The sequence below is a fragment of the Noviherbaspirillum phoenicis genome, assembly GCF_047237965.1.
In the GTDB taxonomy this organism is placed as follows: domain Bacteria; phylum Pseudomonadota; class Gammaproteobacteria; order Burkholderiales; family Burkholderiaceae_D; genus Noviherbaspirillum_A.
Genome location: NZ_JBDFLX010000001.1, coordinates 131,108 through 155,490, shown reverse-complemented (window position 1 = coordinate 155,490; position 24,383 = coordinate 131,108). Strand labels below are relative to the sequence as shown.

The 24,383-nt window shown below is 63.6% G+C and carries 20 protein-coding genes and 1 tRNA gene; 15 read left to right on the top strand and 6 right to left on the bottom strand.

Annotated elements, in window-relative coordinates:
• The first annotated feature begins 6 nt into the window (after positions 1–6).
• Both ABC383_RS00700 and ppnP read left to right on the top strand, forming a co-directional pair.
• Positions 7–1,239, top strand: coding sequence for an argininosuccinate synthase (locus ABC383_RS00700; protein WP_194712799.1), 1,233 nt, complete (start codon positions 7–9; stop codon positions 1,237–1,239).
• 63 nt (positions 1,240–1,302) lie between these two features.
• On the top strand, positions 1,303–1,617 hold the full coding sequence (ppnP, locus tag ABC383_RS00695) for a pyrimidine/purine nucleoside phosphorylase (protein ID WP_413011057.1): 315 nt from the start codon (positions 1,303–1,305) through the stop codon (positions 1,615–1,617).
• Between the two features lie 53 nt (positions 1,618–1,670).
• On the opposite strand, the gene murB is transcribed toward ppnP, so the two are convergent.
• The gene (gene murB / locus ABC383_RS00690; protein WP_413011055.1) at positions 1,671–2,699 is read right to left on the bottom strand and encodes a UDP-N-acetylmuramate dehydrogenase; all 1,029 of its coding nucleotides are present in this window, start codon (positions 2,697–2,699) and stop codon (positions 1,671–1,673) included.
• Positions 2,700–2,821: 122 nt separating this feature from the next.
• Here murB and ABC383_RS00685 point away from each other — a divergent pair, with 122 nt between their 5' ends.
• A complete protein-coding gene (locus ABC383_RS00685; RefSeq protein ID WP_413011053.1) occupies positions 2,822–3,307 on the top strand; it encodes a YajQ family cyclic di-GMP-binding protein in 486 nt (161 codons plus the stop codon).
• Positions 3,300–3,950 (top strand): TIGR02281 family clan AA aspartic protease, encoded by a 651-nt coding sequence (locus tag ABC383_RS00680; protein WP_413011051.1) that lies wholly within the window; start codon positions 3,300–3,302, stop codon positions 3,948–3,950. The genes ABC383_RS00685 and ABC383_RS00680 overlap by 8 nt, the downstream gene beginning before the upstream one ends.
• Before the next feature lie 75 nt (positions 3,951–4,025).
• Here the strand turns inward: ABC383_RS00680 and aroG are convergent, their stop codons facing one another.
• From aroG to ABC383_RS00660, 4 genes are all read right to left on the bottom strand, one after another.
• Complete coding sequence (aroG, locus tag ABC383_RS00675; RefSeq protein WP_413011049.1) at positions 4,026–5,090, bottom strand: 3-deoxy-7-phosphoheptulonate synthase AroG; 1,065 nt, start codon at positions 5,088–5,090, stop codon at positions 4,026–4,028.
• A 252-nt stretch (positions 5,091–5,342) separates the two neighbouring features.
• Positions 5,343–6,803: a metalloprotease TldD gene (gene tldD, locus ABC383_RS00670; RefSeq protein WP_413011047.1), complete on the bottom strand. Its 1,461-nt coding sequence runs from the start codon at positions 6,801–6,803 to the stop codon at positions 5,343–5,345.
• Positions 6,804–6,931: 128 nt separating this feature from the next.
• Entirely contained in the window at positions 6,932–7,729 is a 798-nt protein-coding gene (locus tag ABC383_RS00665; RefSeq protein ID WP_413011045.1) for a carbon-nitrogen hydrolase family protein, read from the bottom strand.
• Positions 7,726–11,880: a YhdP family protein gene (locus ABC383_RS00660; RefSeq protein WP_413011043.1), complete on the bottom strand. Its 4,155-nt coding sequence runs from the start codon at positions 11,878–11,880 to the stop codon at positions 7,726–7,728. The genes ABC383_RS00665 and ABC383_RS00660 overlap by 4 nt, the downstream gene beginning before the upstream one ends.
• 128 nt (positions 11,881–12,008) lie before the next feature.
• Here ABC383_RS00660 and glnE point away from each other — a divergent pair, with 128 nt between their 5' ends.
• A complete protein-coding gene (glnE, locus tag ABC383_RS00655; protein ID WP_413011041.1) occupies positions 12,009–14,720 on the top strand; it encodes a bifunctional [glutamate--ammonia ligase]-adenylyl-L-tyrosine phosphorylase/[glutamate--ammonia-ligase] adenylyltransferase in 2,712 nt (903 codons plus the stop codon).
• Positions 14,721–14,997: 277 nt separating this feature from the next.
• Positions 14,998–15,084, top strand: a tRNA-Leu gene (locus ABC383_RS00650).
• A 223-nt stretch (positions 15,085–15,307) separates the two neighbouring features.
• Here the strand turns inward: ABC383_RS00650 and ABC383_RS00645 are convergent.
• Positions 15,308–17,290 carry a S8 family serine peptidase gene (locus tag ABC383_RS00645; RefSeq protein WP_413011039.1) on the bottom strand — a complete coding sequence of 661 codons (1,983 nt, stop codon included), beginning with the start codon at positions 17,288–17,290 and terminating at the stop codon, positions 15,308–15,310.
• Between the two features lie 80 nt (positions 17,291–17,370).
• On the opposite strand from ABC383_RS00645, the gene ABC383_RS00640 reads away from it, so the two are divergent.
• The 9 genes from ABC383_RS00640 to ABC383_RS00600 all read left to right on the top strand — a co-directional run bounded on the left by ABC383_RS00640 (position 17,371) and on the right by ABC383_RS00600 (position 24,348).
• Entirely contained in the window at positions 17,371–17,550 is a 180-nt protein-coding gene (locus ABC383_RS00640) for a hypothetical protein (RefSeq protein WP_413011037.1), read from the top strand.
• 301 nt (positions 17,551–17,851) lie between these two features.
• Complete coding sequence (locus ABC383_RS00635; protein WP_413011035.1) at positions 17,852–17,989, top strand: hypothetical protein; 138 nt, start codon at positions 17,852–17,854, stop codon at positions 17,987–17,989.
• 1 nt (position 17,990) lies between these two features.
• Positions 17,991–19,691 (top strand): GspE/PulE family protein, encoded by a 1,701-nt coding sequence (locus ABC383_RS00630; protein WP_413011033.1) that lies wholly within the window; start codon positions 17,991–17,993, stop codon positions 19,689–19,691.
• A gap of 6 nt (positions 19,692–19,697) precedes the next feature.
• A complete protein-coding gene (locus ABC383_RS00625; RefSeq protein ID WP_413011031.1) occupies positions 19,698–20,933 on the top strand; it encodes a type II secretion system F family protein in 1,236 nt (411 codons plus the stop codon).
• A gap of 111 nt (positions 20,934–21,044) precedes the next feature.
• Positions 21,045–21,440, top strand: coding sequence for a prepilin-type N-terminal cleavage/methylation domain-containing protein (locus tag ABC383_RS00620; protein ID WP_413011029.1), 396 nt, complete (start codon positions 21,045–21,047; stop codon positions 21,438–21,440).
• 18 nt (positions 21,441–21,458) lie between these two features.
• Positions 21,459–22,172, top strand: coding sequence for a pilus assembly FimT family protein (locus ABC383_RS00615; protein ID WP_413011027.1), 714 nt, complete (start codon positions 21,459–21,461; stop codon positions 22,170–22,172).
• 1 nt (position 22,173) lies between these two features.
• Positions 22,174–22,593, top strand: a complete 420-nt coding sequence (locus ABC383_RS00610) for a type IV pilus modification PilV family protein (RefSeq protein WP_413011026.1) — start codon at positions 22,174–22,176, stop codon at positions 22,591–22,593.
• Complete coding sequence (locus tag ABC383_RS00605) at positions 22,593–23,150, top strand: PilW family protein (protein ID WP_413011024.1); 558 nt, start codon at positions 22,593–22,595, stop codon at positions 23,148–23,150. Before ABC383_RS00610 ends, ABC383_RS00605 begins: the two co-directional genes overlap by 1 nt.
• Position 23,151: 1 nt before the next feature.
• Positions 23,152–24,348, top strand: coding sequence for a hypothetical protein (locus ABC383_RS00600; RefSeq protein ID WP_413011023.1), 1,197 nt, complete (start codon positions 23,152–23,154; stop codon positions 24,346–24,348).
• The last annotated feature ends 35 nt before the right edge of the window (positions 24,349–24,383 follow it).

The window sequence follows — 24,383 nt, the reverse complement described above, 5'->3', positions numbered from 1 at the left end:
ACTCCAATGAGCGACATCAACAAAGTCGTGCTGGCCTACTCTGGCGGCCTCGATACCTCGGTCATCCTGAAATGGCTGCAGGACAACTACCACTGCGAAATCGTCACCTTCACCGCCGACCTCGGCCAGGGCGAAGAGCTGGAGCCGGCGCGCCAGAAGGCGCTGAAGTTCGGCATCAAGCCGGAAAACATCTACATCGACGACGTGCGCGAAGAGTTCGTGCGCGACTTCGTGTTCCCGATGTTCCGCGCCAACACCGTCTACGAAGGCGAATACCTGCTGGGCACCTCCATCGCCCGCCCGCTGATCGCCAAGCGCCTGATCGAGATCGCCAAGGAAACCGGCGCCGACGCCATTTCCCACGGCGCCACCGGCAAGGGCAATGACCAGGTCCGCTTCGAGCTGGGCGCCTATGCGCTGATGCCTAACGTGAAGATCATCGCGCCGTGGCGCGAATGGGACCTGCTGTCGCGCGAGAAGCTGCTGAAGTACGCGGAAGACGCCGGCATCGAAGTCGACATGAAGCACAAGAACGGCGGCGCGCCCTACTCGATGGACGCCAACCTGCTGCACATCAGCTTCGAAGGCCGCCACCTGGAAAACCCAGCGGCGGAAGCCGAGGAGTCGATGTGGCGCTGGACCGTCAGCCCGGAAGCGGCGCCCGACCAGGCCGAATATCTCGACATCGAATTCGAGAAGGGCGACATCGTCGCGCTGAACGGCAAGCGCCTGTCGCCGGCCGCGGTGCTGACCGAGCTCAACCGCCTCGGCGGCAAGCACGGCATCGGCCGCCTGGACCTGGTGGAAAACCGCTACGTCGGCATGAAGTCGCGCGGCTGCTATGAAACCCCGGGCGGCACCATCATGCTGCGCGCGCACCGCGCCATCGAATCGATCACGCTGGACCGCGAAGTCGCGCACCTCAAGGACGACCTGATGCCGCGCTATGCGCAGATGATCTACAGCGGCTACTGGTGGTCGCCGGAGCGCGTCGCGCTGCAGACCCTGATCGACCATACCCAGCAAAGCGTCAACGGCTGGGTGCGCGTCAAGCTGTACAAGGGCAACGTGATCGTGGTGTCGCGCGACTCCAAGACCGACTCGCTGTTCGACATGAACATCGCCACCTTCGACGAAGACGGCGGCGCCTACAACCAGGCCGATGCCGGCGGCTTCATCAAGCTCAATGCGCTGCGCATGCGCATCGCCGCCATGGCGCGAGCCAAGCGCGGCCAGTAATCGTCAGACGGACGTCAAAGGGACCCATGCCGGGTCCCTTTCATTTTTACGGAAGGAAGCACCATGAGCGAGCAATTCGACAACGTGTCGGTCACCAAGAAGGCCAATATCTACTTCGACGGCAAGTGCGTCTCGCACAACGTCGTGATGGCCGATGGCAGCAAGAAATCGGTCGGCGTGATTTTCCCGTCCAACCTGGTGTTCAACACCGGCGCGCCGGAAATCATGGAACTCAATGCCGGCAAATGCCGCATCCGCCTGCAGGGCGAGGATGAGTGGAAGGAATATGAAGGCGGCCAGCAGTTCAACGTGCCGGGCAATTCCAGCTTCGACATCGTGACGCTGGAGACGCTGGACTACGTCTGCCATTTCGGCTGAACGGCAGCATCCAGCAAAAAGGCAGGGCGCGCCAAGCGCCCTGCCTTGAAGCATCAGACGAACACCGGCTCCGGCTCCAGCATCACGCCGAACCGGCGCTCGACATCCTGCCGTATCGCCATCGCCAGCGCGACCACATCGGCACCACGCGCTTCCCCCCGGTTCACCAGCACCAGCGCCTGCTTCTCGTACACGCCGGCCGCCCCCAGGGTCCTGCCCTTCCAGCCGCACTGGTCGATCAACCATCCCGCCGCCAGCTTGTAGCTGCCATCGCCCTGCGCGTAGCTCACCAGTTGCGGATGCGTTGCCAGCAGGGCATCGCGCCGGGCGGATGACACCACTGGGTTCTTGAAGAAGCTGCCGGCATTGCCGATGACGGCCGGGTCGGGCAGCTTGCGCCGCCGGATCGCGATCACCGCCTCGCCGATGTCGGCCGGCTGCGGCGCAGCCAGCCCGCGCGCCGCGACTTCCTGCGCCAGTTCGGCATAGCGCAAGTTGGGCTGCCAGGCCCTGGGCAGCGCAAAGGTTACGTCCAGGATCACCGCACGGTCGCGCAGTCGGTGCTTGAACACGCTGTCGCGGTAGCCAAATTCGCATGCTGCGCGATCCAGGGTCAATAGCTCGCCGGTCTCGAAATCGAATGCGGTCAGGGAATGGAAGCAGTCCTTGAGTTCGCTGCCGTAGGCGCCGATGTTCTGTATCGGCGAGGCGCCGACGCTGCCCGGTATCAGCGACAGGTTTTCCATGCCGCCCAGGCCATGGGCCAATGTCCATTGCACCAGGCCATGCCAGTTCTCGCCAGCGGCGGCGCGCACCAGCGTGGCCCCGGCATTTTCGCCGACGATGGCGATGCCCTGCCCGCGCATGTGCAGCACCAGACCGGGAAAATCGCCAGTCAGCAGCAGGTTGCTGCCGCCGCCCAGCACCAGCCGCGGCAGGCCGCGCAGCGTCGGGTCTTCGCGCACGGCGCGCAGGTCGTCGGCGCCATACACCGACAGCAGCAGCCTGGCACGGGCATCGATGCCAAAGGTATTGAAGGGGCGCAGCGATACGCCGGATTGCAAGTCGGGAACGGAAGCCATAGGCCGGGGATTATAGCCGGGCCAATTCTAGCCACCCGGTTTTTTGTCCGCTAGAATGACCGCCCGCATATCAATGCAGCAACCCATACGGCGCCGCCAGGCGCGCCAGCAAAGGACATTCCATGCCATCGTTCGACGTAGTATCCGAAGCCAACCTGGTGGAAGTGCGCAATGCGCTCGACCAGGCCAACAAGGAAATCTCGACCCGTTTTGACTTCAAGGGCAGCGACGCCCGCATCGAGCAGAAGGAACATGAACTGACCGCCTATGCCGACAGCGACTTCCAGCTGGGCCAGGTGCGCGACGTGCTCACCGCCAAGCTGACCAAGCGCAACGTGGACGTGCGCTTCCTCGACATCGGCAAGGTCGAGAAGATCGGCGGCGACAAGGTCAAGCAGATCATCAAGATCCGCAAGGGCATCGAGTCCGACGCCGCCAAGAAGATCGTGCGCCTGATCAAGGACAGCAAGATGAAGGTGCAGGCCAGCATCCAGGGCGAAGCGGTGCGCGTGACCGGCGCCAAGCGCGACGACCTGCAGGCCAGCATGGCGCTGCTGCGCAAGGAAGTGGCCGACCTGCCGCTCGAATTCAACAACTTCCGTGACTGAAGGCGCAACCAGGCCGTTGCGCGCGGCCTTGCTGACGCTGCTGTGCGCGCTGCCGGCGGCGCGGGCAGCCGACATCAGCGTGGTCGGCCTGTTTCCGGGCAAGGCGGTGCTGGTGGTCGACGGCGCCGGTCCGCGCACCTATGCGGTGGGCAGCAATATCGCATCGGGCGTGCGGCTGGTGGCGGCCGACCAGAATGGCGCGACGCTGGAAACCAATGGCCGGCGCGAGACGATCGCGCTGGGTAGCCACGTCAATCGCCAACCCGTCGCCGCGCAGGCCAGCACAGTGCTGCAGGCCGACGGCCGCGGCCATTTCTTTGCCGAGACCGTGGTCAATGGCAAGCCAGTGCGCATGCTGGTCGACACCGGCGCATCGCTGATTGCGTTGCCCGCGTCGGACGCGCAGCGCATGGGCATCGATTACCGGCGCGGCCAGCCGGCCATGGTCAGCACCGCCAACGGCATGGCCCCGGCCTACCGCGTGCGGCTCGATACGGTGCGCGTTGGCGACCTGGAACTGAACCAGGTCGATGCGCTGGTGCAGGAACAGGGCCTGCCGCTGGCATTGCTGGGCATGTCTTTTTTGAACCGGACGGAAATGCGTCGCAGCGGCGAGCAGATGACACTGCAGAAGCGCTACTGAGCACCTGGCAAGGTTGGTCAAACGCCCACAAAAAAGGCCGGTTGCCCGGCCTTGTTCAATGCATCGCGTCAGTCCTTATTCTTCTTCCACGTGCAGCCGGCGCTGACGTACCGCCTCGGCCAGGCCTTCCAGCACACGCACGCTGCTATCCCAGTCGATGCAGCCGTCGGTAATCGACTGGCCATAGGTCAGTTCCTTGCCCGGCACCAGGTCCTGGCGACCGGCCACCAGATGGGATTCCACCATTACGCCGACGATGCGGGTATCGCCGCGGGCTACCTGGGAGGCGATGTCGGCGCACACCGGCACCTGGTTCTCCGGCTTCTTCGAACTGTTGGCATGGGAGGCGTCGATCATCACCCGCGCCGCCAGGCCATTGGCGGCGATCGCCTTGCAGGCTTCCTCCACGCTGGCCGCGTCGTAATTGGGCGCCTTGCCGCCGCGCAGGATGATGTGGCAGTCCTCATTGCCGCCGGTGGAGACGATGGCCGAGTGGCCGCCCTTGGTCACCGACAGGAAATGGTGCGGCTGCGACGCGGCCTTGATTGCGTCGACGGCGATCTTGATGTTGCCGTCGGTGCCGTTCTTGAAGCCCACCGGGCACGACAGGCCGGACGCCAGTTCCCGGTGCACCTGCGACTCGGTGGTGCGGGCGCCGATCGCGCCCCAGCTGATCAGGTCGGCCACATACTGCGGACTGATCATGTCGAGGAATTCGGTGCCGGCCGGCAGGCCCAGTTCGTTGATGTTCAGCAGCAGTTCACGGGCCATGCGCAGGCCGTCGTTGATGCGGAAGCTGTTGTCCATGTAGGGGTCGTTGATCAGGCCCTTCCAGCCCACCGTGGTGCGCGGCTTTTCGAAGTAGACCCGCATCACGATTTCCAGGTCGCCTTTGAATCGCTCACGCTCGGCGGCCAGGCGGTGCGCATATTCCATGGCGGCATCGGTGTCATGGATCGAGCAGGGTCCGACCACGACCATCATGCGGTCGTCCTGGCCGTGCAGGATGCGATGCAGCGCGTTGCGCGACTCGGCGACCACGGTAGCGGCCTTGTCCGAACACGCGAATTCGCGGATCAGATGGGATGGGGGAAGCAGTTCTTTCAATTCTCGTATGCGTAAGTCATCGGTGCGCGGCATGGTTTCTCCAGTCCAGGTTCTTCAGTCTGTAAAACGAAAAAACCGCCATCGCTGGCGGTTTTGTCAGAATCTCGGTTTGTCTCGTTCGTCTTGCTTTTACGTGAACTTACCGCTTTTCCACCGCCTTGGGGCTGGAATAGCTAAAGTAAAAGTAAAAGTGAAAACGGGCGAAGGTCATGAGTAAAGCGCTTGCTGTGAAAAATTCCGGGTCAATAGTGCAGCAAATCTTCCGGTTTGGCAAGCGCCTGTCGATCAGGCGGTGCCGCCGACGGTAACGCCGTCGATCCGCAGCGTCGGCTGCCCAACGCCCACCGGCACGCTCTGCCCTTCCTTGCCGCACACGCCGATGCCGGAATCGAGCCGCATGTCGTTGCCGATCATCGAAACCCGGTTCAGCACATCCGGGCCGTTGCCGATCAGCGTCGCACCCTTGACCGGGTAGGTCACCTTGCCGTCCTCGATCATGTAGGCCTCGCTGGCCGAGAACACGAACTTGCCGTTGGTGATGTCGACCTGGCCGCCGCCAAAGTTGACCGCGTACAGGCCGTTCTTCACCGATGCGATGATTTCCCGCGGATCGCGGTCGCCGCCCAGCATGTAGGTGTTGGTCATGCGCGGCATCGGCAGGTGGGCGAAGGATTCGCGCCGGGCGTTGCCGGTGACCGGCATCTTCATCAGGCGGGCATTCATGGTGTCCTGGATATAGCCCTTCAGAATGCCGTCCTCGATCAGCGTGGTGCACTGGGTCGGGTTGCCCTCGTCGTCGATGTTGAGCGAGCCGCGGCGGTCGGCCAGTGTGCCGTCGTCGACCACGGTGACGCCCTTTGCGGCGACCCGGTCGCCGATGCGGCCGGAAAACGCGCTCGATCCCTTGCGGTTGAAATCGCCCTCCAGCCCGTGGCCGATGGCTTCATGCAGCAGCACGCCGGGCCAGCCTGGGCCGAGCACGACCGTCATCGGGCCGGCCGGCGCCGGACGGGAATCGAGGTTGACCAGGGCCGACGCCACCGCCTCGGAGGCATAGGTTTCCAGCATCTGGTCGGTGAAATAGGCATAGCTGTAGCGGCCGCCACCGCCGGAACTGCCTATCTCGCGCCGGCCGTTCTGCTCGGCGATCACGGTGACGGACAGGCGCACCAGGGGACGGATGTCGGCGGCCAGCACGCCGTCGCTGCGCACCACCAGCACCACGTCGTATTCGCCGGCCAGGCCAGCCATCACCTGCACCACGCGCGGATCCTTGGCACGGGCGATGCGCTCGACCCGCTCCAGCAGCCTGACCTTTTCGGTCGCGTCCAGCGAACTCAGCGGATCATGCGGCAGATACAGCGAGCGGCCGCCGGACGGCTGAACCCTGGCGGCGACCTTGACCCGGCCGGCGCCCTGGCGGGCAATGGTCCGGGTGGCGGCCGCCGCTTCCAGCAGCGCCGGTTCGGAGATGTCATCGGAATAGGAAAACGCGGTGCGCTCGCCGGAAATGGCGCGTACGCCGACGCCCTGGTCGATGGAAAAGCTGCCGGTCTTGACGATGCCCTCTTCCAGGCTCCAGCCCTCGCTCTTGGTGAACTGGAAATACAGGTCGGCATAATCCACCTTGTGGGTGAACATGGTGCCCAGCACATGGATCAGCCGCGATTCATCGAGGCCGAACGGCGTCAGCAGCACGTCGCGGGCGAGAGACAGGGTCTGGATGTTGGGTTCGAATGGTTTCATGGTGTGGAAAGTGAACTGGACTGGGCTGAACTGGACCGGACTGGCTGAACCGGACGGGAAACGTCGTCGAAATTTCCCACACAGATTAACCGATTGCCGCGCTTTATGTAGCCAAGAGCATCAGTGGATCAAAGCACCCGATGGTTCAGCGCCGGCAGGTTGGCGCGCACGGTGTCGAGTGCGCCGGCATCGAAGTCGCCGCAGACCACGCCCTCGCCTTCCGGCAGCACGGCCTTCACCTCGCCCCAGGGATCGATCAGCATGCTGTGGCCCCAGGTACGGCGGCCATTGGGATGGCGACCGCCCTGGGCGGCGGCCAGCACGTAGCACTGGTTTTCGATCGCGCGGGCGCGCAACAGGATTTCCCAGTGCGCCTGGCCGGTGGTCCAGGTGAAGGCGGACGGCACCACGATCAGGTTGCATCGTCCCATGGCCCGGTAGAGTTCCGGGAAGCGCAGGTCATAACAGACCGACAGCCCGACCCGGCCCAGCGGCGTCTCCAGGGTCTGTATTTCCCGCCCCGGTGCGATGGTGCGGGATTCGTTATAGCTCTCCTCGCCGCGGGTGAAGCCGAACAGGTGGATCTTGTCGTAGCGGGCGGCGCAGCCGCCGTCCGGCCCGTAGGCCAGCAGCGTGTTGAGCACCTTGCCCGGCTCCGGGGCGACCAGCGGCATGGTGCCGCCGACGAGCCAGATGCCGAACTCGCGCGCCATCGACGCCATTGCCTCCTGGATCGGGCCAGCGCCTGGCTGTTCGGCCACTGCCAGCTTGTCATTCTCATGCATGCCGAAAATCGGCCAGTATTCCGGCAGCAGCACCAGGCCGGCGCCTTCCTGCGCGGCGCGGCTCACCAGGCAGCGCGCGGTGGCCGTATTTTCCGCCACGTCGGGCGTGGAAATCATCTGTATCGCGGCGATCTTGTTCATCTTGCCTGCTTCCCCTGATTGTCTGCGGCGGCGCCGGCCATCGCATTCGGTTTGCGATTGTGACGGTCGACCTTGCTGATGGCCGGATCTTTCCAGGAACCGGCGATCTGGTACTCCATTGTAAAGGCGGCGGTCAGCGGGTCGCGCAGCACCAGCTGCGCGAGGAAGGTGCCCAGACCGATCACCGGGTTGACCATCAGGCCATAAGCGACGGAGGCGGCGCCCACGTTGATCTCGGGCAGCACCACCACGTTCAGGTTCTGGGTTTCCTTGACGATGTCGACCGAGCCGTCGATCAGCACCGCCGCCGTCACGCTGCGCATCTTGAAGTTGTCGGTGTACATCACGCCGTGGCTGATGCTGGCATTGGCCACCACGCCATCGAAGGCGAATCCCTCGGAAAACAGGTCGCGGAAGTCCAGGGTCAGGCGCCGCGGCAGGGATTGCAGGCTCAAGACGCCAAGCAGCTTGGCAGCACCCGGGTCCACCTTCAGGAACTGGCCGGCCGCCATGTTGAGTTCCATCTGGCCAGACAGGCTGGCCATGTCGATCGAGAACGGCAGGCCGGCCCAGTTCAGGTCACCCTGCATGGTGCCGCGGCCGCCACGCAGCACATTGGCAAAGCCGAAGCGTTCCAGCAGCCGGCCGGCATCCGCGACGTCGAGCTTGTAATTCAGGCTGGACGCGTTCTGGCCATTGCGGATGATCCATTTGCCGGTGGCATTGAGCGCACCGTCGGGATTGGCGATCGACAGCCTGCTGATCTGCCATTCGCGCTGTCCATTGACCCGGGCATTGTTGGCGGCCAGTTCCAGCCTGCCCATCTTCTTGCCGCCCAGCTCGAACCGGTCGGCGATGATGTCGAGCGCAGGAATCTGCGTGGTGGCGCTTTTTTCTTCGGTCAGATCCGACACGTCGGATGCCGACGCCTGTGGAATGATCAGCGACGCCAGCCGGGCGCTCACCTTGCCCAGGCCCCGCCCCGAACGCGACTCGTTCCAGGAGACATGGCCGCTGGCCTGGGCCGAATCGATGTTGGCCTGCCAGGCGTTGTCGTCATGGGATGCGCCAACCACCACGTTTTCCAGCTTCCTGCCCATGATGATCAGTTCGGTCGCGCGCGCAGCCAGGATGTCGGGGTCGACATACTGGCCCATGTCGCCGTCGCCTGCGCGCCTGCCGCCGTCTCCGCTATCGCTGCCCTTTTCGCCGACGATGGAAGAGGCGGTGGCGCGCCAGGCGTCGGCGTCCAGCCGGTCGACCGCCAGGTTGGCGACCAGTCCGCCGTCCGGCTGCGGCGCGGGCGCATTGACGCCGATGCCGCCGCGCACCACCTGCCATGCCGCCTGCCTGTCGTCCGGCTTGCGGCGGCTGTAGCGGGCTTCCATCATCCGGCCCAGCGTCAGCCTGAGCTCATCCCGCAGTTCGACGCCCGGAGTGGACGGGGCTGCGGCCATGTCGAACCGCAACGGCAAGGCATCTGCGCCGGCCTTTTTCAGCGGCGCCGGAAAGTCCAGGCCCAGGCCCTGCAGGCTGGACTCCACCACGATTTCAGGGCGCTTGTTCTTCACGTTGATCTGGGCGCTGTAGCGGCTGCCGCCGCTCACATGCGCCAGCAGCCGCTGCATGGTCGGCGCCGGATAGGTAGCGCGCAGGCCGTCCGCCGTCATCGCTCCCTCGGCGCGGATGGCGATCGTGCCGTCGCGCTGGCTGCCGCCAGTCACGCTGGCCTGGCCGCCCAGGAAAGCCGTGCGTATGCCGTTGAGCGAAAAGCCTTTTTCATGAAACTTCAGTTCGCCGGCGGTTTGCAGCAGCGGCGGAATCGCCGGCTCCAGCACGATGTCATTGTTCTGGAACTGCAGCGCGCCCTGCACCTTGGTCTCCTTCATCTGCGCCAGCGGCAGCTGCAGCTTGAGCGCCAGCCTGGCGTCGCCGCTGGCTTGGCTTTCCTCGGTGAAGTGGCCTATCCATTCCGCCACCGGGCTGTTCCTGGTGAACTGCAGGAAGTCCTGCAACGCGCCGCTGGCCGCGCCCCGTATGTCCAGCACGTGCGCATGATCGGCCAGGTCGGCAACCACCGCATCGACATTGCTCAGCCTGACCTTGCTGGTCTGGGCGCTGTCCGCGTGGATTTCCATGCGGCTGCGCTCGAACGTGAACTTGCCGTTGATCTTTTCCAGTAGCGGCCACAACGGGCGGGAAGCATCGTCGGCGAGGTCGCCGGGCGTGTAGTTGAGACGGCCTTCCTCGATCTTTCCGGTGACCAGGAACTGGCCTTTCTGGCGCTGGTTGCCGGCAAAGGGAAAATGCGCCAGGTCGCCTTTCAGTACCAGCGCGACATCGCGGGCATGGCCCGCTTCCAGCGCGCCGGTCAGCCAGCCCCGCAGCTTGGGCGGAGTGGCAAGCGGCAGGAAACGACCGATCTCCGCCACATCGAAGCCGTCGAGCTTGCCGGTCAGGTCCGCGGTGCCCGGCCCGGCGAGATGGCCATCGACCAGGCTGGCCTGGTACTTGCCGCTCAACTGGCCCGCCATGCGCTGCCGGCTGAACTGCAGATAGCCGACATCGATCTGCAACTGCTGCTGGCGCCTTGTCCAGTTGGCCTGCATCCCCAGGGTGTCGAACGGCAGCGCCGCTTCCGACAGCAGACCCGGCAGGTGCAGGCTGGCATCGCTCGATGCCAGCGTGATGCCGCCGCCGCGTTCGCTGGCATCGATGCTACCAGTGAGATTGGCAAAACCCGGCGTGGCCGGCTGCTCGTCTTTCGCGGGCCGCGGCGCGATCGACAGGCCGCTGAACCGGCCCTTGACCTGGTAGGTGGAAATTTCCGGGAACTCGCCCTGCCAGCTGGCCGTGAAATCCTGCAGCCTGCCGCGCGGCGCGATGTCGGCCAGCAGATGGCGCCGGGTTTCGTCCAGCGGCAGGCGTCCGACGAAGCTGGCGATGGTCTGCAGATCGAGCAGCGTGGCCCGCACTTCGGTGCGCGCCGGCGTCTTTTCGGTCGCCGCGATATGGGTTTCGCTGATGGTGGTGGGCGGCAGGATCAGGCCATCGTCGGTTTCCATCGAAAAATCGCTGAGCGCAATGGCGTGACCGAAGGCCCCCAGCGTGGGCACGCCGTCTTCCCCGCCGCCCAGCACTTCGCTGGCGGAAATGCGGCCCTGCGCCTGTTTCAGGCTGAGCGGCTCGAGTTCGGGCGCAAGTCGGGCCCATAGCCGGGTCAGCGCCAGGTCGGCAGTGAAACCGGCCACCCTGGCCTGATCGAACTCCAGCCAGGCGCGAACCGCGCCCTTGCCCTCGCGCAGTTCGACCGGGTAATCGATGTAGGGACGCCAGCGCGCCAGCTCAGTGTCGCGCCAGTCGGCATAGACGGTGCCGGTCCAGCGCCGCACATCCGAGACGCGGCGCGCAAACGACGGGTGGCTGAAGTCGGCGCGCACGTCCACCGGCGCGCCCAGCTCGGCCGGCGGCGTTGCCTTGAACGCGAAACGATGATGCCGCCACTGGTTGCGCAACAGGAAATCCACCTTTTCCAGCCGCAGTTCGGGTGCGCCGCGCTGCGCGTCGCGCCAGCGGATCCAGCCGTTGCGCACCACGATCTCGCGCTGCGACAGCAACCATTCCAGCCCCCTGCCGTCGTCCGCGCCGCCCGGTTCGATGTCGACGCCGCCAACCGACAGGACGCCCTCGGCGCTGCGCTCCACTTCCACGTCCGGACGGTCGACCTGCAGGAAGTTCAGGCGCAGGTCGGCCACCATCAGCGACGTCCAGGACAGGGTGGCAGACACCTGCGGCAGGCTGAGCGCCGCCTGGCCATGGCGGTTATGCACCACGACATCATTGAGCACCAGATGCGGATTCAGGCCGTGCCAGGAGGCGTGGATGGTGGCAATACTGACCGGCCGCGACAATGCCTTGCTGGCCATCTGTTCGACATTCGGCTTATAGCGGTCGATATTCGGCAGGACAACGTAGCGCAGCACCAGCACCGTGCCGCAAAACAGGAAATACAGCACCAGCAACCCGGTGAATGCCAAGCTCAATGCATGGTGCGTCACCCGGTTCAATATCCGGTATCCAAAGCGGATGCGGCGCCCGGCATGGGATGCCCAGCTGGCGATGCGATGGAAGAAGGCGCGTTGAGTAGACATCGGAACCGGGGGAAAACGGACAGGCATGCAAAAAAGACAGCGCATGTTCTCATGGATGGCGCCGATGCGCCGCCGGAAACCGCAAACCGCCCTAAAATAGCGGGTCCATTTTCCCAGCGAGATTTCCCTTGGTCAACACCACCGCTTCCCGTTTCCTTGCCCGCTGGCTTCAGGCCGAAAACAGCCGGCCGGCGCAACTCCAGCAAGCCGCAGTCGCACCGCTGAACGCTGACCGGTTCGCGCAGCTGCTGCAGGCAGAAACCGACGCCGGCATGCCGTTGCCGCGCGCGATGCGGCGCGTGCGCAACCTGGTGATCGCCACTTTGATCACCCGCGACCTTGGCGGCCAGGCGGATCTTGCGGAAGTCGTGGAAACCATGTCGCGCTTCGCCGACTTCGCAGTGAACACCCATTTGCAGGCCCTGACCCGCGATATGCGGGCGCTGTACGGCACGCCGGTCGGCGATGAATCCGGCAGGGTGCAGGAACTGATCGTGCTGGGCATGGGCAAGCTGGGCGGTGACGAACTCAATGTGTCGTCCGATATCGACCTGATCTTTGTCTACCCCGAAGACGGCGAAACGGTGACCGACCAACCCGACCAGCGGCAACTGTCGAATCATGAATTTTTCATTCGACTGGGCAAGAAGCTGATCGGCGACCTGTCCGAGATCACCGAAGATGGCTTCACCTTCCGGGTCGACATGGCGTTGCGGCCGAATGGCGCCTCCGGGCCGCTGGTGGCCAGCTTCAACATGGTGGAGGAATACCTGATCGTGCAGGGCCGGGAATGGGAACGCTATGCCTGGGTCAAGGCCCGTGCGATCACCGGCAATGCGGACGATATCGCGACGCTGGACAATATCGTGCAGCCCTTTGTCTACAGGCGCTACCTGGACTTCAGTTCGATCGATGCGATGCGCAATATGCATGCCCAGATCCGCGCGGAAGTGCGGCGCCAGGAAGCGCGCCATCCGGAGCGCAGCCACAATGTGAAGCTGGGCCGCGGCGGCATACGGGAAATCGAATTCCTGGCCCAGGTTTTCCAGCTGATACGCGGCGGGCGCGAGCTGGAATTGCGTGATCGTTCCACCCGCAGGACGCTGGACGTACTGGCCCAGAAACGCCTGCTGGGCGAACAGGAAGTCGAGCAGCTGCAGCATGCCTATGCTTTCCTGCGCAACCTGGAACACCGGCTGCAATACCTCGACGATGCCCAGACCCACACCCTCCCGGCCAATGAAGAAGACCGGCTGACGATCGCAAGGATGGCGGGGTTTGATGACATCCCCGCGCTGATGGCCGAATTGCAAATCCAGCGTTCGATCGTCGCCAAGCAATTCGATGATATGTTCAGCGAAAAGAAGCCGGCGCAGGCGGAGGAAGACAGCACCGTCTCCGGCCCCGACCTGTCTGCTGCATTGACAGATGGCGATACCGAAGAAACGATTGCCGCCCACCTGACTGCGCTCCAGTATGACAACCCGCTGATTGCGGCGCGTCGCCTGAATAACCTCTGGACCTCGCCGCGCTTGCAGGCCATGCCGGAAAGCAGCCGCAACCTGATGGTTTCGCTGGTCAACAGTGCGCTGCCGGCGATTGCCGCGATTGCCGACGACAAATCGGCCACGCTGGGCCGCCTGCTCGATTTCTTCGACACGATTGCCCGCCGCGCATCGTATCTCGCACTGCTGACAGAATATCCGCAAGCCCTGCAAAGGGTGATCCGGATGATGGCTGCCAGCGAGTGGGCAGCCGGCTACCTGACAAGGCATCCCCTGCTGCTGGATGAGCTGCTGGATGACCAAACCTTGCGGTCGCCGCCCGACTGGGCGGCATTCGCTGCCGAATGCCAGCGGCAACTGGATGCGGTGCCGGGCGACACCGAGCGACAGATGGATGTGCTGCGGGAGTTGCATCATGCCCAGCTGCTGCGCCTGCTGGCGCAGGACCTGGAAGGCGACCTGACCGTTGAACGGCTGGCCGACCATCTTTCCAGCCTGGCCGATGTGCTGGTCAGCGCCACTGTCACGGCGGCCTGGCAGACGGTGCGCACGCGCCATCGGGACGTGCCGCGGTTTGCGGTGATCGCCTATGGCAAGCTGGGCGGCAAGGAACTGGGTTATGCGTCCGACCTGGACGTGGTGTTCCTGTACGACGATGACGACCCGGAAGCGCCGGGCAACTATGCCCGCCTGGCCCAGCGCTTCATCACCTGGATGACCAGCCACACGCCGGCCGGCATCCTGTTCGATGTCGATATCGCGTTGCGGCCGGATGGCGCCAGCGGCCTGATCTGTTCCTCCATCGCCTCGTTCGAAAAATACCAGCTGTCTTCCGCCTGGGTCTGGGAGCACCAGGCCCTGACGCGCGCCCGATTCTGCGCCGGCGATGAAGAGATAGGCCAGCGCTTCGAACAGCTGCGCGAACGGGTGTTGCGGCTGCCGCGCGACCCGGACAAGCTCAGGCAGGAAATCCTGTCCATGCGCAGGAAAATGCACGATGCCCATCCGAACCGCTCGCCCATGTTCGACCTGAAGCACGACGAAGGCGGCATGATCGACATCGAGTTCATGGTGCAGTTCCTGGTGCTGCGCCATGCCGCGCAACATCCCGAACTGACGGCGGATATCGGCAACATCGCCCTGCTGAAACTGTGCGGACAGCTTGGTCTGATCGATAGCGCGCTGGCGCAGCAAGTGGCGGACGCATACAGGAAGTTCCGGCGCCTGCAGCACCAGATCCGGCTTCAGGGCGAAGAACGGGCCAGGGCCGCACCGGAGCGTATCGCCCAGGAACGCAGCGACGTCGAAGCCTTGTATCGGCAGGTGTTTGCCTGAGTCAGTATCGGACGTTGGGTAAATAGCCGTTTATCGGCACTTTCAACGCTTTAATCGGATCAGCAAGGTATTGATGAGATAGATAGCCACACATTGGACATTGACGCTTCGTGATAACGCCGGATGGCTACTTCTACCTGTTAAGTGAGTTGAAGGCCTTTTATGCCACGTCGCTCTCCGGCACAACAGAGCCTCCTTCATAAGGAGGCCGATGCCGGACAACTCCCGGCCTCGTGTTGCCGGAACGCTTCAAATAGAGGATAATGCCCGCTGCGTTGCCGAGATGGCGGAATAGGTAGACGCACGGGACTCAAAATCCCGCGCTGGAAACAGCGTGCCGGTTCGATTCCGGCTCTCGGCACCAATCATTGAACGGCCTCTAGCGATATGGGCCGTTTTTTTATTGCGCGGCCGGTCGTGCAACCGCACTGCTCTCCTGCATCGGGCATGGGGCAGATCGATGGCAGGCTCCGCCGGGAAAATAGGCCGACGTCTACAAGCCATCACCCCTGCTTCCAACATCCCTTGCCCTCTCCACCCGAAGCAGCCGGGGCGCGATAAGACATCGCGCCCCTTCTTTTTCATGCCTACTGCGTCATGCTGGAATAAGAGCAGTACTTGGTCACGCCATACACCGGGTCGCCAAAAACCCAGTTCGCGCAGGCCGTCGAGCCGTTGACGACCTTGGTGGCGTAGATGCCGTTGGCGCCGTAGCGCACGGTGCGGGTGCCGGTGAAGGTGCAGTTGGCGCCTTCGACCGCGCAGTTGGTCCAGGTCTCGACGACCGGCGCCGGTGCCGGTGCCGGTGCCGGCGCTGTGGTAGTGGTGATGGCGTCGCCGTAATCGCAGGTCTTGGCAACGCCATACACCGGGTCGCCGAACACGCCGTTGGAGCAGGCAACCGTGCTGGTTGCGGTGACGTAGGCATAGGTATTGTTGGCGCCGTAGCGTACCTGGCGGGTGCCGCTGAAATTGCAGGCATTGCCTTCGTAAGCGCACCGGGTCCAGTTGCTTGCGACCTTGACGGCATTGGCCACGTTCACCGCAACCGACGGCGATGCGCCGGCATTGCCTGCGGCGTCATAGGCCACCACCGCCAGCGTCGCCGTGCCATTGGCCACGCCGGCGCTGTCCCAGCTAAAGCCGAAAGGCGCGGACGTATCGGTTGCCACCACGGTGCCGTTCACCTTGAGGTCGGCGCGTATCACCCCGACGTTGTCGCTGGCAGCCATATTGACGGCGACCAGGCCCGATACGGTGTCGCCGGCCAGTGGCGCGGTCAGCGCGGCGGATGGCGCCTGGGTGTCGATCCTGACCAGGCGGCTCACGGCGGCCTGCACGCCGGCGGCGGCATTGACGCGGCCGTAACCGTAGTAGGGATCGCGCCCGGCCGCACCGCGGTCGACCGCGGTGGAGTACAGCAGGCTTTCGACGGTGAGATTGTCCAGCGATGCATTGGCCGACATCATCAGTGCGGCGACGCCGGCAACCAGCGGGCTGGCAAACGAGGTGCCGTTCCACTGGCCATAGCGGCCACCGGTGCTGGTGGTCCAGATATTGGTGCCCGGCGCGGACAGGGTCACGAAACTGCCATAGCTGGACCAGCCAGCCAGATTGTCGTTTTCATCCGTCGCCGACACCACCGTCATGGCGGCCGTGGGCGTGACGCCTTCATCGCGGCCATTGTTGCCGGCTGAAGTAAACAGTAAGCCACCCTTGCTCCTCAGGTACTGCGCCGCATTAAGCACGGCCTGGCTGGCTGCCACGCCGCTGTAGCTGACGTTGACGACACGGGCGCCGTTGTCCGCCGCGAAGTTGATGCCGCTGACCACGGTGCTGTAATAGGCATAGCAGCCGCTGGTGCTGGTGTTGTAGAAGGCCACCTTGACCGGCATGATCTTGGCCTTGCCTGCAATGCCGGCCACGCCCGCGCTGTTATTGCTGACCGCCGCGGCAGTGCCGGCGACTGCGGTGCCATGCCCGCAGGTGTCGTTGGTGTCGCCGTTGCCGTCAACGAAGTTGTAGCCCGAGACCAGGTTGCCCACGAGATCAGGATGGCTGGCGTCGACGCCGGAATCCAGGATCGCGATCTTGACCCCCTCGCCCATGCCGACGGCGCTGTCCCAGGCCGTGGCTGCGCCGACCTTGCCAACATGCCACTGGCTGCCCAGGTAGGGGTCATTCGGCAATGCCGAACTGACGACCACGCGGTCCAGTTCCACCATTTTCAGGTGCGGATGGTGTTCCAGGATCTTGGCCACGGCATTGGCCGTGCCGTTGGGCAGGTCCACCACGAAGACGTCGCCCCTGCCGATGCGGCGCGCCAGGCCACGATGCACCTTCAGTAGCTTGGCCAGCTCGTCGTTCGACAGGCCGGCACGCGGCTGGATCAAAAGGCGGTTGGGTGCATAGAGCGGCAGACCAGCCGCAGCTGCGGCTGCGGCGCGGACTTCATTGGCTGCCGCTGCATGGGCGGAAACAGCCGGAAGGGACATGGCCGCGGCAAGCGCCAGCGCGAGCATGGTGGGGGCCGGAGCAGAGGAGAAGAAGGCAACAGGGTTATGGGTCATCACAATTCCAGAGAATGAAAGTCATGCCGTTCAGGACACGGCTCCTATTCTACTGAAAATTTCTTGCAGGAAATAAATTCATGCCTATGCAGCAACATTTTATGCTGCTTTTAAGCAACCAAACTGGCTTGACTGAACGCGAAGATCCTGAAGTTTTCCATATATTTGCATCGGCGCAACAGGGTCAAGCGACAGCGCAGGTAGGCAAGGCCGCATCTCTTTTCGGCAAGTTTCGGGCTGATCCCGGCAGAACAATGTAACCGTCGATTACATAGGCAAAAGCAGTCGCTGCCGACCTGGCAGCCGCAAACGATGGCCAGCCTACGCCCGTAAATACATGTTTCATAAACATAATTTCTGGAATTTCCAAATGGAAATAAAGGTCATTTCCTTTCTTTATCAAAAGAAACTTTTCTTGTAAGCAAAGGTATTTTTCAGTACCATTGGTTAAAAATTGTTATCGATAGTTACTTTTTCATCTTGAAAAGAATCATCGCAAGTCATCCCAACTAAAACGGGGCAACTTTTTTCCCAATCGAATCTCAAGCTTGGCCAACTGCAATGAACCCTCATGTCCCGGACCGCACATGCCACGTCGTTTCCTTCACCTGCACGCTGGGCGCAGGGCATGCAAAGGCCCTCGCCCGCACGCAGTTGCCTGGTGCAAGCGCCGCCGGCACGCTGATCATCAAGGGATAGCATGGCCGCCGCTAAAGCCCGCCTCGGCGATATCCTGGTCGAACAGGGACTGCTCAACGCAGACCAGCTGCAGTGGTGCCTGCAGGAACAAAAGCGCTCGGGCCGCAAACTGGGCCAGGTCATCGTCGACCAGGGCCTGGTCGCGGCAGACGATATCTGCATGGCGCTGAGCCGGCAGTTCCGTATCCCCTACATCAACCTCAAGACCTTCAACATCGATCCGTCGGGCGTGCGCGTGCTGCCGGAAATCCGTGCCCGCCGTTTCCGGGCAATGGTGCTGGAAGACCGTGGCGACAGCCTGCTGCTCGGCCTGGCCGACCCGACCGACATCTACGCCTACGACGAACTGCACCGTATCCTGGGCAAAAGGCTGGAGCTCGCCGTGGTGTCGGAAGCCCTGCTGTTCGAGGCGATCAACCGCCTGTACCGCAAGACCGGGGAAATCACCGACGCGGCCCGCGAACTCGGCCAGGAAGTGGGCGACGCGCAGGTCGACTTCGGCTTCACCGACAGCGCAGCCAGCCTGGAAGACGCGCCGGTGGTGCGGCTGCTGCAGAGCATCTTCGATGACGCGGCGCAAGTGCAGGCGTCGGATATCCACATCGAGCCGCAGGAAGAGAGCCTGCAGATCCGCTTTCGCATCGACGGCGTGATGAACTTCCAGACCGAGGCCAGCCCCAGGATCGCGGCCTCGCTGGCGCTGCGCCTGAAGATCATGTCCAACCTCGACATCTCGGAGAAGCGCCTGCCACAGGATGGCCGTTTTGCAATGAAGGTTGGCCAGCAAAGAATCGACGTCCGTCTGTCGACGATGCCCACGCAGTTCGGCGAATCCATCGTGATGCGCTTGCTGAACCAGTCGCGCGGCGCCATCAGCCTGGATTCGATCGGCATGCCGCCCGACATGCTCAAGCGCTTTCGCAGCGTGCTGGCCCGTCCCAACGGCCTGGTACTGGTAACGGGCCCAACCGGCAGCGGCAAGACCACTACCCTGTATGGCGCGCTGGCCGAGCTCAACACGCCGGACCGCAAGCTCATCACGATTGAAGACCCGGTCGAGTACAAGCTGCAGGGCGTCAACCAGGTGCAGGTGAACGACAAGATCGAACTCGACTTCGCCCGTGTGCTGCGCGCCTCGCTGCGCCAGGACCCCGACGTGGTGCTGGTTGGCGAGATGCGCGACCAGGAGACCGCGCAGATCGGCATGCGCGCCGCGCTGACCGGACACCTGGTGTTCTCCACGCTGCATACCAATGACGCCGTCAGCACGCCGAACCGCCTGCTCGACATGGGCGTGCCGCCCTACATCATGGCCTCGGCATTGCAGCTGGTGCTGGCGCAGCGCCTGGTGCGCGTGATCTGCGACGTCTGCGACGAGCCGCATGCGCTCTCGCTGTCGGAACGGGAATGGCTCAAGGCGGAGCTGGGCAACCGGGTCGACGAGCACAGCTTCCGGCATGGCCGCGGATGCAGCCATTGCAACAGCAGCGGCTACCGCGGCCGGGTGGGCGTGTATGAAATGCTGGAAATGACCCAGTCGCTGGCCGACATCGCCTCGGAAAACAATCCGCAGGCCTTCCTGCGCGAAGCCGAGCGCCAGATGGGTGGCTGGACGCTGCGACGCCATGCAGTGCAGCTGGCCGTTGAAGGCAAGACCACCGTGGCCGAGGCCATGGCGGTGAGCAATCAGTCAGCGGCGTAATTGACCATGGCCTACTACGACTACAAGGCACGCAACAGCCGGGGCGAACTGCTGCAGGGCACGCTGGAAGGCGCTGACCAGGCCGCGGTGGCATCCTATCTGCTGGGCACGGGCGCCACGCCCATCGACATCCGGCCGAGCAGTAATGAGTCGGGTGCCGCCCCTGCCAGCCTGCTGGAGCGGCTCATGTCGCCGCCGGTCACCAGCCTGGACGTGCAACTGTTCAGCCGGCAGATGCATACCATGCTGCGGGCAAACGTGCCCATCATGCAGGGACTGAAGGGACTGGAAGACTCCGCCTCCAACAAGAGCTTTGCCCGGGTGCTCAGGTCGCTGCGCGCCGCGCTCGACGCCGGCCGCGAACTCTCCGCGGCAATGCGCGACCATCCGAAAGTGTTCAGCCAGTATTACGTCAGCATGGTCCAGGTCGGCGAGATGACGGGCCGGCTGGGCGCGATCTTCCCGCGGCTGCATGACTACCTGCAGCTCGATCGAAGGATGCAGGAACAGATCAAGGCTGCATTGCGCTATCCGAAGTTCGTGGTGTTTGCCATCGTCGGCGCCATCGGCGTGGTGAGCGCTTTCGTGATCCCGCAGTTCGCGAAGATTTTCATGAAGGCCAATTTTGAATTGCCCTTCATGACCCGCATGCTGATTGCTGCGTCTTCGTTCACGCTGAATTACTGGCAACTGATGCTCGCGGCTGCGGCGGCGGCGGCCTACCTGTTTCGCCGCTGGACTGGCGGCAAGGACGGCAGATACGCCTGGGACAAGCAGAAGCTCAAGCTGCCCATCGCCGGCCCCATCATCTTGAAGGGCACCATGGCGCGCTTTGCCCGCAGCTATGCGCTGGCCGAGGAAAGCGGCGTACCCATCAGCCGCGCGCTAAGCGTGGTGGCCCGCACCGTGGACAACGCCTACATTGCGTCGGCCGTCGAACAGATGCGCGACGGCGTCGAGCGCGGCGAGAGCCTGCTGCGAACCGCCACCACCACCGGCGTGTTCATGCCACGGGTGCTGCAGATGATAGGCGTGGGCGAGGAGACCGGCGAGATCGGCAGGCTGATGAGCGAGATCGCGGACATGTATGAAGAGGACGTGGAATACGAACTCAAGACGCTGGTCGCCCGGATCGAGCCGATCCTGATTTTTTTCATTGGCATTCTGGTGCTCATCCTGGCGCTGGGCGTCTTCGTGCCGATGTGGGACATGGGGCAGGTGCAGACCAGGCGCGTCCATTGACCAGCGAGCGTTGCTGCGAGCACCGCGCAACCTGCTGAACGGGCAAAAACAGAGTTTTTTTGCAGTAACAACGGGTAGTACTTTTTCAAACTTCCAAAGGGCATAAACATCATGAAACCAAGAAAACTCAACAAGGCAGTCCAGTCCGGCTTCACGCTCGTCGAACTGATCATCGTTATCGTCATCCTGGGCATACTGGCGGCGGTCGCGATTCCCAAGCTGACCAGCACTTCCACGGCCGCCTATGAAGGCGTGCAGGACGCAACGCTGGGCGCATTGAAGTCGGCATGGTCGGTTGCTTACGCCAAGGCGAAAACATCGCCGACGCCGGTGCAGATCGCGGCCGAAATGGCCGACCCGCTCTGCCCCACCGTCACCGGCAACGTCATCAAATGCACGGGTGTGACACTCAATGACGGCACCTCCCAGGCCGAATTCACCGCTGCCTCCACTGGCGGCGTCGTTGCCTCCCCTTCCCTGATCAGCGTCACCAAGCGCAATCCGTAATCGCCGACATATTTACTGATGAAGCTGCGCACCGGGAAAAGGGCACGATCCTTGCCGGTGCGCGACGCTCCGACTATCAAAATGCGCCAACCGATCAGCACGCCCACTCACGGCTACACCATGCTTGAAATGATTGCCGCACTGGTGTTGATCGGCATACTTGCCGGCACCGCGCTGGTCAGGATCAGGGCGTCTTCCCAAGTGGATGCGCTTGAACACGCTGACGCGTTAAGGCGCGGCATTGCCCGCCTTCAGGCGATCGCCATGAAAACAGGCATTCCGCTTCGTCTGAATGTCGGCATCGAGATGACGGATGTGTGCAATAACGTTGCCACATCGAGTTACACCACCAACGCCGCGACGCTTCCGGCGCTTGGCTCATCCTGCAAGCGCTTCGTCCGCCCTGCCTGGTGGGTGAGTTGCCCCAGGGTGATCGCCAACACGCTTTGCCTCAATACCACGGCGCCGATCAAGGACCCGGTCACCGGTGCAGACTTCAAATTTCCAACAGAAGCCTATAACTTCGGCGTCTACGAACAGGTCGCCATCAGCGCCGTCGATGCCTCTTCCACGAGCGCAAGCACCGTTGACTTCGACAGCATCGGCAGGCCCTGGTCCGGAACCAGCCTGATCGCCAGCAATCCGGCGCGCACCTTCACCCTCTCCGCCGCGTCGAAAAGTGCGACGGTCATCCTGCGGCCCATTACCGGCTTCGCGGAAGTGAGCTACTGAGATGCGAGCAAGCGCCGGATTCACCCTGCTCGAACTGGTGGCCCTGATAGTCATGATCAGCGTCGCCATGCTGGGTACGGCCAGGCTCTGGGGCAACGCCAACGGCAGCCTTGAGCGGGCCGCCGATGCGCAAGTGCTTTCCCGCTATGCGCAGGAATGCGCGGAACGCGTGATCCAGACCCGCAAGGATTTCGGCTTCACGTCCAACCTGATCAACAGCACGATATGCGACCCGGCGCCGGCCTCATTCATCCGCACCGTCACCGTGCCGGCCGCCTCGACCGGCACCGCGACCACCGCCTGCCCGAATGGCGCGACCTGCCGCGATATCGTCGTCAAGGTATGCGCCGGCGCCAGCGGCGCCTCGTGCCCCACCACCGCCGTCACGGCCAGCGTGACCCTGATGCTGGTGAGCTATTGATGCGCCGCCTGCCTGCATGCCGCGGCTTCACGCTGCTGGAACTGGTGCTGGTGACAGCCATCATCGGCATTCTGGTCAAGGCCGGCACGCCCGTGATCGTCGCGAGCCTGAAAGCCTATGGCATGACGACTGACCTTGCCGCAACCAGCGACAGGCTGCGCTATGCCAGCGACCGCATGGCCTTCGAGATCCGTGAACTGAGCGCCGGCAGCATCACCGCCCTGAGCGCAAGCGCGCTGACATTCAGCCGGGTCGACTATGCCGGCGCCACGACCAGCCGCACGGTCACGATAGACCAGAGCGCGCCAGGCAGCGGGCAGTGCAACGGCACGGTAAGGCTGTCTTACAACACGCCTGCAATGACCCCGGTAGCAGGCTATCTCCCCGTCCTGACCGACAACCTGTGCTCTCTGGCATTCGCCTATTACGACCAGTCCGGCCTTTCAACGCTGGTAGCGGCGAACGTGCGCCAGGTCGAGTACACCCTGTCGGTCAAGTCCACCGCCACCGGACAAACCTACAGCCAGCGCACGCGCATCGCCTTGCGGAACCGGTGACATGAAAAAGACCATCTCCAGGCCATCAAGAAGGCAGCGCGGCGTCGCCAGCCTGGGCATCGTCGCCCTGCTGTTTGCGATCGTTTTCCTGGCGCTGCTGCGCAACCAGGAGCTGACCAGTTCCGTCGTGCGCGACGCAGCCGGCTCCGACCAGCGGGTGCAGTCGCTCTATCTTGCAGAGAGCGGGCTCGAGCGCGCGGCCCAGCGCTTCGCGGCCGGCGCCGCCTGTGCCTCCACCTCCAATGAAACCCTGACGATGCCGGGCGTCGGCAGCTTCGGCCTCAGCTATCTCGGCGCCTCGGATTTCGACGGCACCGCTTGCTCGCCAACCGTCTGCGGCACCACTTACTGCAGGGTGCAGAGCACCGGCAAGTCCCTTGCAGCGGATAGCCAGACTGCGGTCGACACCAGGACGCTGGAAGTGCTGCTGGTGCAGAAGGCGCTGAACGCCTCCGGCACCAAGGCACTGACTACGGTTACCGTGAACGGCAACCCGCACTACACCATCACCAATACCGTCAGCGCCAGCGAAAAGCCGCTGTATGTGCTGACCGTCTTCTGGACCATCGCGGCGAACCGGCCGGCCAGGATCCTCAGTGTGAAGTACGGCTCATCGACGATGTCGACGCCATTCAGCACCGCACCCAGCACCGCGCCCGCGGCGCCCGCCATCAATACGAGCGACGCCTATGCCGTGCAGATCTACTACCTGGTCAACCCGCCCGTCGGCACGAACACCGTGGATATCACCTTCGACGCCAGCCCTGCAGGCATTGCGGTGGGCAATGTGAACCTCAACGGCGTCGACCAGAGCAGCCCGATTGCCAGCTCCGATTCGATCGCCTCAACCACCCCGGTGAGCGCGATTTCGCGCAATGTCACGCTGCCGGCGAATGGCGTGGTGATCGATGCGCTCTCCCGTAACAACGGCGGCGCCGCCAACGGCCCTTCGTGCAGCACCCTTTCCACAACCAACCTGTACAGCAGCAACGCCAACAACGTGTCCGGCGAGTCGTGGTTCTGCGGCCCGGCCGGCGCCAGCGGCGCCAGCTTCAGCATGGGCTACACCTTTACGCAGAAGGCCGCAGCCTACGCGCTTGTCACGGTCAGGCCGGACAGCACCAGTGGCGGCGGATCGCGGGTCCGCTTCCCGGGCGCAGGGGTGGTCAAGTGGCATGAAGTAACGACGTCGCCATGAAACCCCTGCCCGGCAAGCATCTCAACCCATTACCT